General features: G+C 39.5%; 15 protein-coding genes. 12 read left to right on the top strand and 3 right to left on the bottom strand.

Annotated features, from left to right (window positions below; translation table 11 throughout):
* Window positions 1-56: 56 nt before the first annotated feature.
* On the bottom strand, window positions 57-2,408 hold the full coding sequence (locus L0U88_RS18755) for a glycoside hydrolase family 95 protein (protein WP_234868059.1): 2,352 nt from the start codon (window positions 2,406-2,408) through the stop codon (window positions 57-59).
* A gap of 87 nt (window positions 2,409-2,495) precedes the next feature.
* Entirely contained in the window at window positions 2,496-3,089 is a 594-nt protein-coding gene (locus L0U88_RS18750; RefSeq protein ID WP_234868057.1) for an outer membrane beta-barrel protein, read from the bottom strand.
* Between the two features lie 248 nt (window positions 3,090-3,337).
* On the opposite strand from L0U88_RS18750, the gene L0U88_RS18745 reads away from it, so the two are divergent.
* Window positions 3,338-4,105 carry a copper resistance protein NlpE N-terminal domain-containing protein gene (locus L0U88_RS18745; protein WP_234868055.1) on the top strand — a complete coding sequence of 256 codons (768 nt, stop codon included), beginning with the start codon at window positions 3,338-3,340 and terminating at the stop codon, window positions 4,103-4,105.
* Here L0U88_RS18745 and L0U88_RS18740 read toward each other — a convergent pair.
* On the bottom strand, window positions 4,097-5,554 hold the full coding sequence (locus L0U88_RS18740) for an alpha-L-fucosidase (RefSeq protein ID WP_234868054.1): 1,458 nt from the start codon (window positions 5,552-5,554) through the stop codon (window positions 4,097-4,099). The two genes, L0U88_RS18745 and L0U88_RS18740, sit on opposite strands and share 9 nt — an antisense overlap.
* Window positions 5,555-6,098: 544 nt before the next feature.
* Between L0U88_RS18740 and L0U88_RS18735 the strand changes: the two genes are divergently transcribed.
* The 11 genes from L0U88_RS18735 (at window position 6,099) to L0U88_RS18685 (ending at window position 14,417) form a co-directional block, all read left to right on the top strand.
* The gene (locus L0U88_RS18735) at window positions 6,099-6,818 is read left to right on the top strand and encodes an energy transducer TonB (protein ID WP_234868052.1); all 720 of its coding nucleotides are present in this window, start codon (window positions 6,099-6,101) and stop codon (window positions 6,816-6,818) included.
* A gap of 35 nt (window positions 6,819-6,853) precedes the next feature.
* Window positions 6,854-7,201: a hypothetical protein gene (locus L0U88_RS18730; RefSeq protein ID WP_234868050.1), complete on the top strand. Its 348-nt coding sequence runs from the start codon at window positions 6,854-6,856 to the stop codon at window positions 7,199-7,201.
* A gap of 10 nt (window positions 7,202-7,211) precedes the next feature.
* A complete protein-coding gene (locus tag L0U88_RS18725; RefSeq protein ID WP_234868048.1) occupies window positions 7,212-7,865 on the top strand; it encodes a cbb3-type cytochrome c oxidase subunit I in 654 nt (217 codons plus the stop codon).
* A 63-nt stretch (window positions 7,866-7,928) separates the two neighbouring features.
* Window positions 7,929-8,459: a hypothetical protein gene (locus L0U88_RS18720; RefSeq protein WP_234868046.1), complete on the top strand. Its 531-nt coding sequence runs from the start codon at window positions 7,929-7,931 to the stop codon at window positions 8,457-8,459.
* A 76-nt stretch (window positions 8,460-8,535) separates the two neighbouring features.
* Window positions 8,536-8,805 (top strand): GldL-related protein, encoded by a 270-nt coding sequence (locus tag L0U88_RS18715; protein ID WP_234868045.1) that lies wholly within the window; start codon window positions 8,536-8,538, stop codon window positions 8,803-8,805.
* 172 nt (window positions 8,806-8,977) lie between these two features.
* Window positions 8,978-10,732, top strand: coding sequence for a tetratricopeptide repeat protein (locus tag L0U88_RS18710; protein WP_234868042.1), 1,755 nt, complete (start codon window positions 8,978-8,980; stop codon window positions 10,730-10,732).
* A gap of 83 nt (window positions 10,733-10,815) precedes the next feature.
* On the top strand, window positions 10,816-11,790 hold the full coding sequence (locus L0U88_RS18705; RefSeq protein ID WP_234868040.1) for a hypothetical protein: 975 nt from the start codon (window positions 10,816-10,818) through the stop codon (window positions 11,788-11,790).
* Between the two features lie 8 nt (window positions 11,791-11,798).
* A complete protein-coding gene (locus L0U88_RS18700) occupies window positions 11,799-12,632 on the top strand; it encodes a helix-turn-helix domain-containing protein (protein WP_234868039.1) in 834 nt (277 codons plus the stop codon).
* A 73-nt stretch (window positions 12,633-12,705) separates the two neighbouring features.
* Window positions 12,706-13,269, top strand: a complete 564-nt coding sequence (locus tag L0U88_RS18695) for a cupin domain-containing protein (RefSeq protein ID WP_234868037.1) — start codon at window positions 12,706-12,708, stop codon at window positions 13,267-13,269.
* A 139-nt stretch (window positions 13,270-13,408) separates the two neighbouring features.
* Window positions 13,409-13,864, top strand: coding sequence for a helix-turn-helix domain-containing protein (locus tag L0U88_RS18690; RefSeq protein WP_234868035.1), 456 nt, complete (start codon window positions 13,409-13,411; stop codon window positions 13,862-13,864).
* Window positions 13,854-14,417: a PIN domain-containing protein gene (locus tag L0U88_RS18685; RefSeq protein ID WP_234868033.1), complete on the top strand. Its 564-nt coding sequence runs from the start codon at window positions 13,854-13,856 to the stop codon at window positions 14,415-14,417. Before L0U88_RS18690 ends, L0U88_RS18685 begins: the two co-directional genes overlap by 11 nt.
* Window positions 14,418-14,425: the final 8 nt, after the last annotated feature.

Raw genomic sequence — 14,425 nt, 5'->3', positions numbered from 1 at the left:
TTAAGCAATAGGCCGCCGGAGAAAGACTTCCTAAATTTTAACCTTCCTGCCGAAAACTATGGCCGCCACTGCAGCTGCTCCCCTTTTTTCAATTTTAGCTTTTTCGTTTTGCCCGCAACTTCCACCACCCCAGTGTAGGCTGCACCCGCCTGGAGTCGCAGTTCCACCAGCCGGCCATTCTTCCATTCCATATCAACAATCAGGTTACCTCTTGCTTTCAATCCCTTTACCGAGCCGTTGGGCCAGGCAGCAGGCAATGCTGGCAGGAGTTGCAGGGTATCCGTATGTGATTGCAGCAGCATTTCCGCCATACCTGCGGTGAGTCCAAAATTGCCATCAATCTGAAAAGGCGGATGATCATCAAATAAATTCGGCAGGGTCAGGTATCGCTGCATATCCTGCAGGTTACTCCAGGCTTTATCTCCATCAAAGAGTCGCGCATAAAAGTTGATGATCCAGGATTTACTCCAGCCGGTATAGGAACCTGTTCCTCCTTTGGCATATTCGAGCCGGCGTTCAATGGTTCTGCGGGCTGCTGCAAAGAGTTCAGGATGCTGGCGGTTGATCTGGTTGGCAGGATACAGGCCAAACAGCTGGCTCATATGCCGGTGACCGGGCTCTGATTCTTCGTAATCATGAATCCATTCCTGCACAATGCCATAGCGTTTACTCACGCGAACCGGTGGCAGTTCTTTTTCAATGGCTGCCAATGCACGGGCAAATTTCTTATCGGTTTTTAAAATGGAGGAAGCAGTGCGGCAGGCTTCAAACAATGCCCGGGTGATTTGAATATCCATGGTAGCACCATACGTGAGGCCGAATACTTTTCCATTGGGCAGTTTGAAGGCGTTTTCAGGAGAGGTGGAAGGAGCCGTAACCCAATAGCCCTGTTTGTCTTTGATTAAAAATCCCTGCATGAATTCGGCGGATTCTTTCATCACGGGCCAGGCATTCTCTCTGAGATACGCGGTATCCCTGGTGAACAAAAAATGTTCCCATAAATGCAGGGACAACCAGGAACCTGCAATGGGATAAGTGCCCCAGCTCACGCCATCCGCAATGGCAGTTCTACCGAATGGATTGGTGAGATGATTGACTGTCCAGCCGCGGGACCCAAATGTTTTCGATGCCGTAACCCTGCCCGGTTTGCGTAACAGATCCACAAAATCAGACAGGGGTAAAAAGGCTTCAGAAAGATTGGCTGATTCGACCGGCCAGTAGTTCATCTGGATATTGATATTGGTATGAAAATCGGAATTCCAAGGAGCATTCATATCCTTACACCAAATGCCCTGCAGGTTGGCAGGCAGTACACCAGGCTTGCGCGATGAGCCCATCAGAAGGTAACGTCCATATTGAAATTGAAGCACTGCGAGATCAATATCCTCCCCTCCGGCTTTGACTTTTTTAATTCGTTCATCCGTGGGTGTTAGTCGCGCTGCGGAGGAACCAATTTTCAACGCAACCCGATTGAAGAAACTGGCATGATCTTCAACATGTGCTGCCTTGATCCCCTCAAAGGAAGCAGGCAATGCTTTCAGGATCTCATCGCAACGCTGAGTTGGATTGATAGCCGGATCCATATCCAGCAGTTGCAAATTATAGTTGGTGGCTGCTGTGAGATATAAAACCAATTCAGAAACTCCTTTCACATATAAACTATTGTTCACTGCCTGAACGGAACCACCACTATGCATGGCAGTTAGTTTGGCAGCAAATTTCATGTGCAGACCATCCGGACCAGCATCTTCATCGGGCAGGTCGAGGATTTGTCCCTGTAGTAAGAGGCCTTTTTCACCATCGGGTACTACCATAGCATCCTGTTCGCGGCTGAGGGATACTCTTGCATGCAAGGCATTGGGTTGTTCTGTGCGAATGCGAATCACGATGCAATTGGCAGGAGCAGAAGCAAACACTTCGGAATGATACCGTACGCCCTCAATGGTATAGGAACTGCTTGCGATACCGGTTTCCAGGTCGAGCTTGCGCACATAGTTTTCCAGTTTGGGCCGGGCATCTGAAGTAGGGAAATAGTCGATAAAAAGATCACCCAGCGACTGGTAGGATCTGATCCGCATGGGTTTACTCCGAAGGGTTTTCTCTGCGAGATCCATAGCCTGTTGAATAGAATCATCCAGCAGCAATTTCCGGAGTTGTGGCAGATGCGCTGCTGCATCGGCGTTGGCTTCAACCGGACTGCCAGCCCATAAGCTCTCTTCGTTGAGCTGGATGCGCTCGCGTACCGGATTTCCAAAGACCATCGCACCGAGGCGACCATTACCTACCGGCAGGGCTTCATTCCAGTTGGCAGCGGGTTGTTTGTACCAGAGTTCCAGTTTGCTGCTGTCCTGTGCAAACAGGGAGATGCTCACCAGGAGCAAAAACGATAGGCTGAAAGGGATTCGCATGGCAAGAAGTTAATAAGGGAATTGAGACAAACTAAAATAGGCAACTGCTCCGAAGAACAGTTGCCCATTTTGAACAAAATCCACTTATTATTTAGTACCGATGGGAATCCGAACCCCTGCATGTGCAAAAAGGGAGCGTGATTTACCTATATCAATTGTTTCGATATTTTTTTGAACATTGGTGAGTGACCATTCATAGGAAGCTTCCACGAAAAGAATGGAGAAATCAACACCGAGTCCGAGGTAAGTTCCCCAGCTGGCAGTATTGAAATCATCTTTATCCAGGTCCTTGATATCTGCGAGGAAAAAAGCCGATACCCCACCAAATCCTCTTAGGCTAACCGGAGAACCAGCATTGCCCAGTAAATTAAACCCAACAGTCAGGGGTACGCGAATACCGCTGATATTGAAATCCTGGTCTTCCAGTCCGGATGTGTTTTCGTCTACAAACTCAGTGGTTTTTTTTACGTAAAAGATACCAGGCTCGAAATACACTTTTTTACCGATAGCAACTGAGCCGCCAATCTGGTAACCAACACGGCCTTTAAATTCACCTGTACCCGGATCCTTGGAGAAATCCGTAGCGTTAATACCAATGGCGGGTTTGATCACCACCTGGGCCTGTGAATAGAGACCCATAAAAAGGGAGCTGATTACAGCCAATACAATTTTCTTTCTCATACCGATTTGATTTTTTTTGATGATTACAAGTTGACCTACTGCCTCAACTATCGTTTACTGCCTTCAATTGGGTTAGGATTGTTTTCTTCGAGGTTTTCGAAGATCGTAGATAAAATTGGTGCCTCGCTATACCGATTAAACATCACATTAGATTGTGAGTCTAAGTACCGGAAAATATAGCCCGAAATTATGTAATAAAAAACTAATATAAATCATTCATAATCTATAAATTGATAAAAAACTATACTATGCGACTTCAAACTTACTCCATTTTGGCCGCGGTATGGCTGGCAGGATTCGCTTGCAAGGCACCGGCAACCAGTACAGGCACTCCAACGGGAGACAACAGTATGACATCCGTAGACTGGGATGGTGTGTATTCAGGTGTAATGCCCTGTGCAGATTGCGAAGGAATTGAAACTACCCTTCAGCTCATGAAGGACAAGACCTATACGCTCACCAGAATCTACCTGGGAAAATCCAGTGAACCTATAACCAGTTCCGGAAGTTTTACCTGGGATGCCAATGGGGCGAATATTCAACTATCCGGGGAAGATCCGGGGAAATTCAAAGTGGGTGAAAACCAGTTGATGCATTTGGATAAGGACGGTAATCGCATTATGGGTGAGTTGGCAAGCAAGTATGTGCTCACTAAAGATCTAAGCGGACTAACAGAAAAATACTGGAAGCTGGTAGAGCTGAATGGCAAGCCTGTCACCAAAACAGATGATATGCGAAAGGAGCCACACATGATTTTGCATACAGCAGGCAGACGCATCAATGCAACCGGGGGATGCAACAACATGATGGGTGGTTATGAAATCCTTCCCGACAATCGCATCCGCTTTACCAAGATGGCCAGCACCCTGATGGCATGTCCGAATATGGAAGTAGAAGACCGTTTCCGGGAAGTGCTAGAAATGGCGGACAACTACAACCTTGACGGCGACAAACTTGTACTCAACAAAGCCCGGATGGCACCGTTGGCTAGGTTTGAAGCGGTTTATTTAAAATGATCCGGCGTTCTGAATTTTAAGCACGATATGTTTGGATGGTAATTCATCCGGCCGGAATTTGCTCAGATCCATGACCAGGTTCCGGCCTTTTCTGGTAACCGGAACAGTCTTGCCGTTACCCAGGTAACTCACTTTAGCACCAGCAGCAATGGGCAGATCGCGCAGGGTAAAGCTGGACACATAACGCGGTAGAATCACATAGAGATCCTTTCCTTTTCGGGTGAAAAAAGCTTCTACATAGGCCTGGTCTTTCCGTGGCTCAGTCATTTTAGCAATACTGTAACCGGCCATATAGGCGGCTCCATTCTTTTCGGGCATTTTACCCAGGCTCCACTGGTAGGGAGTTGAATGCGCGGTGGTACTGTAGATCGCTTCACCATTTACGTTTAACCACGCTCCCATATCCAGCAGGCGTTGTTGCTGGATAACCGGGATACGGCCATCGGCAGTGGGACCCACATTCAGTAACAGATTACCACCTCTTGAAACGATATCAATCAGCATGAGAATAAGCTCGTCGCTGGATTTATAATCGGTGAGATTTTCATTGCGATTGTAGCCATAGGAATGCCCGATACCCTGGTTCTCTTCCCAAACCACGCTGGCATCCTTGCCACTGCCATATTCGGAAGTGGTATAGGTAGCGCCGGTATTATGCTCCCGGGTTTCCTTACCCCAGCGATCGTTCACCACCACTTCTTTGGCAACAGGAGATTCGTTGAATAACCAGGCCAGTAACTCGGGACTCTTCCATTCAGCTGAACTGATATCCCATTCTCCGTCAGAGAAAATAACAGAAGGCTTGTAGCGGGTCACAAGATCTTTGAATTGGGGGAACATATGTTCATCCACGTATTTCTTTTTATCGTAGAGCCAGATGGGATTGTACCATTCGTAGAGGGAATAATAATAGCCCATTTTCATGCCCTTGTTTCTAACCGCGATGGTGAGATCGCCAAGGAGATCACGTTGAGGGGTACCCGAAACCGCGTTCCAGGGTCTGCCCCATGCTTTATCGGCCTGTTCATTAGGCCAGAGGGTATAGCCCTCGTGGTGTTTGGAAGTGAGTACAACATAGCGGGCTCCGGCTTTTTTGAAGAGATCTGCCCATTGATCAGGATTGAACATTTCGGCTTTGAACATCGATTCAAACTGCTGGTAGGCGAAGGGAGAACCGAAGTTTTTGACATGGAAGTCGTAGAAGTTCTTTTGCTTGTTATGGATACGATACCAGTACCATTCTGCGTAGCTATCGCCACTGTTGGGAATGATAGGTGCGTAAGAAGGTACTGCGTAGACACCCCAGTGAATGAAGATGCCGAATTTTTCCTGGTTAAACCAGGCAGGGATGCCTCTTTTGTTGAGGGATTCCCAATTGGGATCAAATTTTTGGGCTTGCGAAAGAAGGCTGCAAAGCAAAAGGCAGCAGATGAGCAAAAGACGTGGCATGTTGAATCGTTTAAATGAAACTAAGATAAAAGGGTGGAAAGGGGGTTATGGAAAAGGATGAAAACTGAGAAAAAATTAACCATTGACCACTCCGGCACCACTGTTTGACCACTCTAACACCGCTTTGCGACCGTCAGTGAACCGTTAGTGAACCGCTTTGGAACCGCTCAGCACAGATCTGTCAAGTTAGTTTTCATGGAGGGATTGTATCAGCTGTAGGATTCAATAACAACTTTAGCACCTTCCTGTGAACCAAAAAAATAAAGTTCGCGAACAGACAAAAAACCCGGATGAACGAACCAAAACACGTCCTGAACGACAATTGCGCTTTTACGGCTTGCAAGGGTTATAAAGAATCCATATATTGGAAAAACTTATCCTGTGATTCCCGGCAATGGGACTCATGTGGCGAAGCATTGGAAAAAATGAAAGCTACAATCAGTAAGATCCTTTATATGCATCTTACGTTGAAGTGTTGAAAAGACCTTCACCACTATAATAACTTCAACGGCTAGCATCTGAAAAGCAATACCAAATTTTATTTATGAAATTCATACTATACCTGCTATTAGCAATACTTATTCATACATCCACAGTTGCACAATCCAAAAATAAAATTATAAAAAGTTGGATTAAAGTGGAAAGTGAAGACTTATATGGAAACGATAATGGTCCTGATACATTATACACCAGATATACATTTACAAAACAGGATGTTCATATGAGTTTTTATCCTGCCTGGGATGACTACAATATGAAATATATTTTAAGAGATAAACAAATACAAATTGGGTTTCAAGACTATATTATTGAAGAATTAACAGACACTACCTTTACCATACACGCTCCGGGATTTCGGAGAATAAAATTTAAATCAGAAGAATATTTATGCCAAAATCCAACAACCTTAAGGCAAATAGGCGAAAAAAATAGTATTCCCATTTACATCGCTAATGATACATTATCACCAAGATATCTAAAAGGGAACTTAGGCTCTACACTTGATAAAAATAAAAACGGGTACAATGTGTTTCGTGAAAGTTATTTCCGAATTGATTTTACCATAACAGAAAAAGGGAAGGTTGAAGACGTTGTAGTCATTAATAGTATCGCTTATGGATATGATAAAAGCATGATTGAAGCGCTCATTAAAACCTCAGGTCAATGGAAACCTGCTTATTACAATGGAAACCCAGTCAGAATCAGGATGTTTTTTGAAAGAAAATATTTGAATTCTTCTGGAATGGGAAATACCTCAAACTAAAAGCGAAATGAAATGTCTGATTTCAAACACGAATTATGATGAACAATTCACAATTTAAACTTTGGCTAGAGTTTGAAGAAGTAGATCCAGGCAATTGGGACATAGAAAATGAATTCGCCAATGTAATTGTGGATTTTCCCGATGGAAGACATTATGGAATAAATGTCTGGACTTTTAAATTCCTGGAAACAGCCATTAAACATGATGAGAAGGAAAATGAGGAATGTATTTACATGATACCTCCAGATCTGTTTGTAAAAGAATTAACCAGGGAATGTATATACCAAACAATAGTCGATTTATTGAAAAAAGGAAATCTGGAAACAATGCTTAATCCAAGTGTCTTAGGATCTCCCAGGAATAGCAAGCAGTACGATAGTTAAATACAGCCTGGTGAAAAAAATACTTATTCTCTTAATTCTTTCCGTATTATTTACACTTTTTCCATTAGCGATAATTTGGTTAGAGCAAAATTTAGCAATAGGTCTAAATCCATTTATTGGTTTCCTTTTACTTGTATTGTTACTATTATTAGCATTAGGATTTATACTTTGGATCAAAAAAGCCCTGGATAAACACATCAGCTTTACACCTGATATGCTATTTATCGCTGGTGCATTTAGCTACTTAAACTTGCTATTAATACAAGGTGTATTTTTTAATAATTCTACCATAGATATTTATTTACATGATACCTATTATGTGCTATCCTATTCATACCCCATATTCATTGTTGCAATAGTCTTTGTAATTTTTGCAATTATCTATAATAGGTTTGAAAAGATATTTAAAAGAAAAATGAAAAAAGGATTGGGATCCGCCCATTTTTGGATAACCTTTTTGGGATTAAGCTATATGCTATTACCCTTTCAGCAAATACAATACGTGGATAATCCACGTCGCTATATTGATTACAGCAATTCAGATGGTATGATTCCAATTGATTATCAAAACAGCTTCATTACAACCTTAATAATTGTAATTATAGTTGCTCAACTATTATTCATTTATAATTTTAGTACATCCCTAATAGGAAATAAAAAATGAAATAAATCCAGCTATAGGATAATTTTCAACCCAACTGAACTAATCACATATCATCAAATAATAATGCTCTACCTTTTTTGGGGTCTATTGAATATTGGTGTTTTTATATTTTTTATACTTATCTGTCTCAGAGCGACAAAACTTTTAAAAGAAAAATCGGGACTTTTTGCAACTATTATATTCGTATTTGGTATTCTTTCATTTATTGTCAATTCAAACAAGAATACATCCAATAAAGATGCAGGAATATCTCAAATCTCAACCTGGAATTTTGTTTCAACGGATAGTGTTGACAGAAATACAATATCAAGCATTATTGTAGAATTGGACAAAACATGGATTTCAAAAAATGAATTGAGCATAACGTACGGGAAGGGTGTGAAAACTGAGGAACCTATTCCAATTAGAGGCAGTTCATGGACAACAGGATTTATAAGTGGAACCAAATGGAATCCATCAATAATCGAAGTTCATACTACTGATAATAATACAAAATTAGACTATTATGTGTCTGGTATAATAGAATGGAAATTATTAGGCGCGAATCTATATTCCCAATTTAAAAAATATAATGGAGCAGCTTTGATAAAGTAAGATGCTATGCGAGTTTTAAGCCATTGATTAATTTGATAAGCAAATCAACAACAGATTAATTATGAAATTAGGGACTATGGTAAAATGGAGCTTTATTACAAGTTTTATAATTATCATTATAGGAGCTTACATGAAAATAACACATTCGGAAACTGCAGAATCTTTTCTCGCAATAGGGCTTTTAGCAAACTTATTATTTATTGTATCTGCAATTTTTGAAGTAATAAAATCAGATCAAATTTCAAGAAATGGGAAAACCAGATGGATTATTTCTTTTATATTATTTGGCAGTTTAGCAGGTATGTTTTATTTCTTTATTGAGCGAAAAAGAATGGCTATTAAATAGACTATTCTACATTGGCACGAAATAGAAATAGGTTATAAGTTGTAGGCAACTTTTATAGCAAAAAAGGACTTCCTAAAAATCATTATTCAGAACTGATCCCAGACAAAGCAAGAGTTTTTCAGTACTTAGAATACAAATTCATTGATGAGAAAGTCGTTACTCGATATTAATTATGCTATTTTCATATAAAGTAAAACTGGTAGCCGTACTAATAGGTCTGCTATGTATCCATTTTACCGGTGTAAGTCAAATCAGTACATCTGATTGTGATGAAAAGCCAGATTCCCCAAAAAAACTATTTGTATTTATAGGTGAGTTATTGAAAACAGAAACTATTCCGGCAGATGTAAGCACAAAGAATACAAAGTTTATAGCAACTTATAAAATTATAGAACGGGTATGTGGTACTTATATTCCTGATTCAATAACAATTGAAGTTATTCAAGCCGCTTATGATCCGACATTCAAGCCCAATCGAACGCATCTAGTAATATCAATCAAGGACACCACATTGAATTCTCCGTATTATTTGTGGGCGGATTTATATTATGAAGTATTAAAAACAGCAAATAATAAGTGGGCAGTCCCATGCATAATCAAAAATCATTTACATGATCATACTGTATTAAACCCTCCTAAGTATGAAAACATAAAATTCTCAAATGAATCATATTATAATGTAAATGGATTAACTCAGGAAGATATAGATACGACCTATCCTGAATTCTTTTTTAAAATCAAAAACGGAAAAGCCTTTCCAAAGTATGGAAATACAATTGATGATATTTTTGAGCTTCATAAAGAAAGAACTCTGACATATGCAGGTATTTATGATAGAACTTTAACAACTGAAGTGTTTAAATATAATGACGCGGAAATTGAACAGATATTTTCAGAGAAAAACAAATTATATCTTGATTCCCTAAAAAATGTTTATGAAAAGGAATTCAAGGAAATAAGGGATAGCCTGATAATGTTTCCCTTTAATGAGAACCTAATCTGGAAACTAATTTCAACATGCAGGGTGCGCTCAAAATATAGCTACTGCCATGATTATTTTGGAAAATTACTAGACAGATACCCAGACAGTATAAATGCTTACATAACCTTAGCCAATTTCAAGCACCGCCATGTCAGTCTGGAAGACACCACGAGAATTTTATTATACAAAAAAGCACTCAAGCTAGATAGTAATAATTATTTGGTTAACTATGTCATTGCAGAATCTTATTATAACCTATTCCTGAAAAAAATGGATCCCCATTTTGCATTTGCTGCACGAAGCTCATTGATTAGATGCACCGAAATTGACAAAAAACAATTATCCACCCTAAAATATCTGATAATCCAGCTGTCTAATTATCTATTTGATACTAGCACTGCCAAAACCTATTCTGCTTTTATTAATGACAGGGACTTTAGAAATAGCACAACACAAGATACAACCTTGTATTTTCCGATTGACTTCTTCTTAAATGATATAACGAATTGGTCGACTAATTATTCAATCAACCTATTAGAGGAATTGAAATTAGTAACCAACAGAATTAAGGACTATTCATCCTTATTAGAATGGCATAATGAGCCCAAATTCACAAATGAGTACAAAGAATCTGCATATAGATTAATATGGGCAAGAAGATTTCATACCCCCATAGTTATTCGAATGGAGAAAAAAAAGAAAGTATTACTATTTATTGGAAAAAATCAAACCATGATGAGTCAACAGATACGTACGAACCAAGTGTGCTGTTTCATAAAAATATTAGCTCACGACAATGGAGGAAATTTGAAAATAAGTTGGCTAAAATCGACTACTGGTCCATGTTCGTCATGGATAAAAGTGATATATCGGATGGATCCCACTGGATATTGGAAGCTAACATCAATGGTAAATATAAAATTACTGAGCGGCAAGGCAGCGTGAATAAACAATATACCAATTGCCTTAAGTATTTAATTCGATTAACTGATTTGAAAATACCTAAAAAAGAAATTTATTAAACTATTATGAGACTACTAATCTTTCTACTTTTTTTGAGCGTAACCCAGTCAACCTTCGCACAGAAAATTTCCTATGATATCCCTGAAGGATACGAAAAGGTGATCAGTAAAAGTGATTATAAAAAAATAGTCGAAATTGTTGTTCCCACCATTGCAGAGCGATTCAGTATTGATTTTGTAAAAGAAGGGGCTGTACATCTTAAAACAGGAGAGATATTTAATCTGCACAATTTGATTGGAAAATGTGTGGCAGTACAAGACAAATCATTGTGGAAAGAGGTTATCCAGGAGCATTTTAATAATATATTTTCATCCCTTGACGAACAGAAAAATATTGATCCGAATAATTTTGAATCTGTCAAAAAATACTTAAGCCTAAGGATTTACCCAAAAAAAACAGTAGCCATGTTTGGAGGTGTTTCCAATTTGGTAGCGAAGATTGATCTGGAAGGAACCTACACGCTTCTAATGCTGGATCTGCCAGGCGCTTTTACTGCAGTTCAACAAAAAATGTTTGACGTTTGGAAACTGGATACCGCAACGGTTTTCAAAATAGCTCAGGATAATATCAACAAACACCCGGTTGAAAAATTGACCAAAATGTTTGAAATGGACGGATCTGAAATTGAATTGAGTTTCATTGGTGAAGAAAATTATGCAGCTAGCTATGCATTGGACCTAAGGAATAACTCCCCCGAACTTGTCGGTGAATGGGGATCTGTTGTTGCAATGCCAAATAAAGGGCTCGTAAATATCTGCACCATCACTAAAAATAAACCGGTTGATTTTGTAAAGTTCATTCAGTTCACCAAATCGCTGGTTGAACAATATTACCAGGAACATGACCAACCGATTTCAACCCAGTACTTTTGGTATTATAAAGGAAAGTTCACCAAAATAAGTGTTTTGACAGATGCTTCGGGAAATATAAACGTACTTTCGCCTATGGGGTTAACGGAGCTCATGACCGAAAAGAATTAAATCCCATTATGGTACTTCAGGAATATAAACCCAGTTTAACTATTGCTGAATTCATTCGGACTATCCGACTGGTACACTACAACTATACATCAGACGGAGCACTTCCTTTAAAAGCCTATCCTCCCAGGCCCGAACATTGCCTGAGTTTCTATGCAAGAGATTGTGAAACGGTGGAGTATCAACATACCGGAACAAAAACCGGAAATCTATCCACTGTATTATTTGGACAGCAGACAGAAGTCACCAACCGTTTTGTAGGTAATAATTTCCTCTTGCTCCAGGTTGTATTCAAACCTGGCGGCTTGTTTCAGCTGACCGGAATACCTTCCAACCAACTTACCAATCAATATATCGATGCTCATACTATTTTCTCCCAGGAAATCAGGTATGTAAATGATAAGATTAATGATTGTAAGCGTTTTTCTGAAATGATCCAGGTAGTAGAAGCCTTTTTGATCAATGAATACAAACGGCGTTCCTGTGCTGTTCATGCCATAGATATTGCCAGTACAAATCTATTTTCCAAAGACTTTATTCCAGGAGTTGACGAATTAGCAAAATCATCCTACCTGTCGACCCGTCAATTTGAGAGACAATTCAAACTACGGATGGGAGTTTCACCAAAATATTTTTTAAAAGTGATGCGGTTTGAAAATGCTTTCAGAATGAAAAATAAAAATCCCCAATTAGATTGGTTTACCATTGCCATTGCCTGTGGCTACTACGACTATCAACATCTGGCAAGAGATTACAAAGATTTAACCGGACTCTCCCCCAACCAATTTCATGAAATAGACAGCAAAGCTCCGGAGCGCTTGTTCGGAGAAGCAGATACCTACTAAATTTTGTCGGGTTTGTACCACCATTCAGCCCCTTAGGCCATATTTCTTTGCATTACACCTCAACTATTACTATATGCAAAGAAGAAATTTTATTGCCACAACGGCAGCAGCCATTCCTACCATAGCATTTGGGCGTGATTTGAATTTCCAGGAAAGCCGAACCGATCATGGCTTTGTTGTAAAGGCCAATGAAAGCAGATTCAAGGAAACAACCTTACTTTTTGGTGGTACCAGCCCCAATGACATCAAAGTGTCCGGAAAAGACACAGACGGGCAACTAAGCTTATTTGAATATACTGGAAATGTTCCGGGTGGCCCACCTTTACATATACATCCTAAACAGGATGAGATATTCTTTATCGTTGAAGGCGATTACACCTTTAAGGTTGGGGATGAACTATATAAACTCACAAAGGGAGACACCATCTTTTTACCGAGAAAAGTACCCCATACCTTTGCTCAAACCTCGGAAAGAGGGAAAATGTTCTTTATGTTCCAGCCTTCTGGTAAAATGGAAGACTATTTCAGAAAGCTCGCTACATTCAAAGGTCAGCCAACTCCGGAAGAAGGAGCAAAAGTATTTGCTGATCATGAAATGATAGTCGTTGGGCCGCCGCTGGAATTTCAAAAGCAATAAATGATAAAATAATGATTTTCAATTACTTATTTATTCTCTTTTCATTAATCGTTAGTTAAATAGCCAAATTTCATTTCGATTATTTTGAATATTTCGTTTATTTCGTTTAAGTTGTGCACATAAGAAACAAACGAACCTCATGAAACTAGTGGAACAAATAAGAAAGCCATCAAAGCTAGACCAGAAAGTTGCGAGTGAGTCCTATGGTGCTTTAGCGTCTGTTATTGAACAAATCAATTCCGACCAGCCGGAAATCGAAATAGAAGAAACAGGAGAAAAAATTAAAATCCCATTGAGTGCTATTAAGCTTTTGGGTGAGATTTTAAAATCCATGGGGCAAGGAAAATTAATATCAATCGTACCCGTTGCCACAGAAGTAACCACTCAGTACGCAGCTGAAATACTAGGTTGCTCCAGGCCGCATCTGGTTAAACTTCTGGAAGAAGGCAAGATAGCCTACACCAAAGTGGGCAAGCATAGAAGAATCAAATTTGATGACATTATTAACTTCAAAGAACAAATGAAAGAGCAGCAGAAGCAAAATATCATCGATATTATGAATGCTGACGAAGAAGCAGGGTTGTATGATTCATAGTGTCCGTTTTATAGTTGTTCTTGATACTAATGTAGTATATCCTGTTATCATCAGAGATGTTCTGTTCTGGTTTGCTTATTATGACCTTTACACTCCAAAATGGAGCGAACACATATTTGATGAGTGGAGAAGAGTTATGATTAAAAAAGGAATTTCTGAAGAAGAAGCACAAAAAAGAATAAATAAAGCAAATAGTGCTTTTCCGGATGCACTTGTTACTAATTATAAAGGACTGATAACGCATTTAGAATTACCTGATGAGGATGACCGCCATGTTTTAGCGGCAGCGATAAAAACAAATGCAAATTTAATTGTCACTAATAACATTAAACATTTTCCAGAAACATATCTTCAATCATTTGGATTGTCAGTAAAAACAGCAGATGATTTCCTGACGGATATAATAGATTTAAATCAAACGCAAGCAATTAATGCTTTCAAAGAAATGGTATTGAATAAAAAAAATCCTAAGCTGGATGAATTTGATGTATTGAATCAGTTAAGGAAGGCCGGACTAACTGATACAGCGAATTATTTACATACGCTACTATAGGCTGCCAT

The organism is Flavihumibacter fluminis (assembly GCF_021491375.1).
In the GTDB taxonomy this organism is placed as follows: Bacteria; Bacteroidota; Bacteroidia; order Chitinophagales; family Chitinophagaceae; genus Flavihumibacter; species Flavihumibacter fluminis.
The sequence above is the reverse complement of the archived record's forward strand: the minus strand, read 5'-3'. Positions and strand labels throughout refer to the sequence as shown.

Excerpts from the sequence above, each read along its gene's own strand:
- L0U88_RS18750 (WP_234868057.1), bottom strand. The coding sequence starts at position 3,089 with ATGAGAAAGAAAATTGTATTGGCTGTAATCAGCTCCCTTTTTATGGGT.
- L0U88_RS18730 (WP_234868050.1), top strand. The coding sequence starts at position 6,854 with ATGATGAACAATTCACAATTTAAACTTTGGCTAGAGTTTGAAGAAGTA.
- L0U88_RS18705 (WP_234868040.1), top strand. The coding sequence starts at position 10,816 with ATGAGACTACTAATCTTTCTACTTTTTTTGAGCGTAACCCAGTCAACC.
- L0U88_RS18695 (WP_234868037.1), top strand. The coding sequence starts at position 12,706 with ATGCAAAGAAGAAATTTTATTGCCACAACGGCAGCAGCCATTCCTACC.
- L0U88_RS18735 (WP_234868052.1), top strand. The coding sequence starts at position 6,099 with ATGAAATTCATACTATACCTGCTATTAGCAATACTTATTCATACATCC.
- L0U88_RS18685 (WP_234868033.1), top strand. The coding sequence starts at position 13,854 with ATGATTCATAGTGTCCGTTTTATAGTTGTTCTTGATACTAATGTAGTA.
- L0U88_RS18745 (WP_234868055.1), top strand. The coding sequence starts at position 3,338 with ATGCGACTTCAAACTTACTCCATTTTGGCCGCGGTATGGCTGGCAGGA.
- L0U88_RS18720 (WP_234868046.1), top strand. The coding sequence starts at position 7,929 with ATGCTCTACCTTTTTTGGGGTCTATTGAATATTGGTGTTTTTATATTT.
- L0U88_RS18700 (WP_234868039.1), top strand. The coding sequence starts at position 11,799 with ATGGTACTTCAGGAATATAAACCCAGTTTAACTATTGCTGAATTCATT.
- L0U88_RS18710 (WP_234868042.1), top strand. The coding sequence starts at position 8,978 with ATGCTATTTTCATATAAAGTAAAACTGGTAGCCGTACTAATAGGTCTG.
- L0U88_RS18755 (WP_234868059.1), bottom strand. The coding sequence starts at position 2,408 with ATGCGAATCCCTTTCAGCCTATCGTTTTTGCTCCTGGTGAGCATCTCC.
- L0U88_RS18740 (WP_234868054.1), bottom strand. The coding sequence starts at position 5,554 with ATGCCACGTCTTTTGCTCATCTGCTGCCTTTTGCTTTGCAGCCTTCTT.
- L0U88_RS18690 (WP_234868035.1), top strand. The coding sequence starts at position 13,409 with ATGAAACTAGTGGAACAAATAAGAAAGCCATCAAAGCTAGACCAGAAA.
- L0U88_RS18715 (WP_234868045.1), top strand. The coding sequence starts at position 8,536 with ATGGTAAAATGGAGCTTTATTACAAGTTTTATAATTATCATTATAGGA.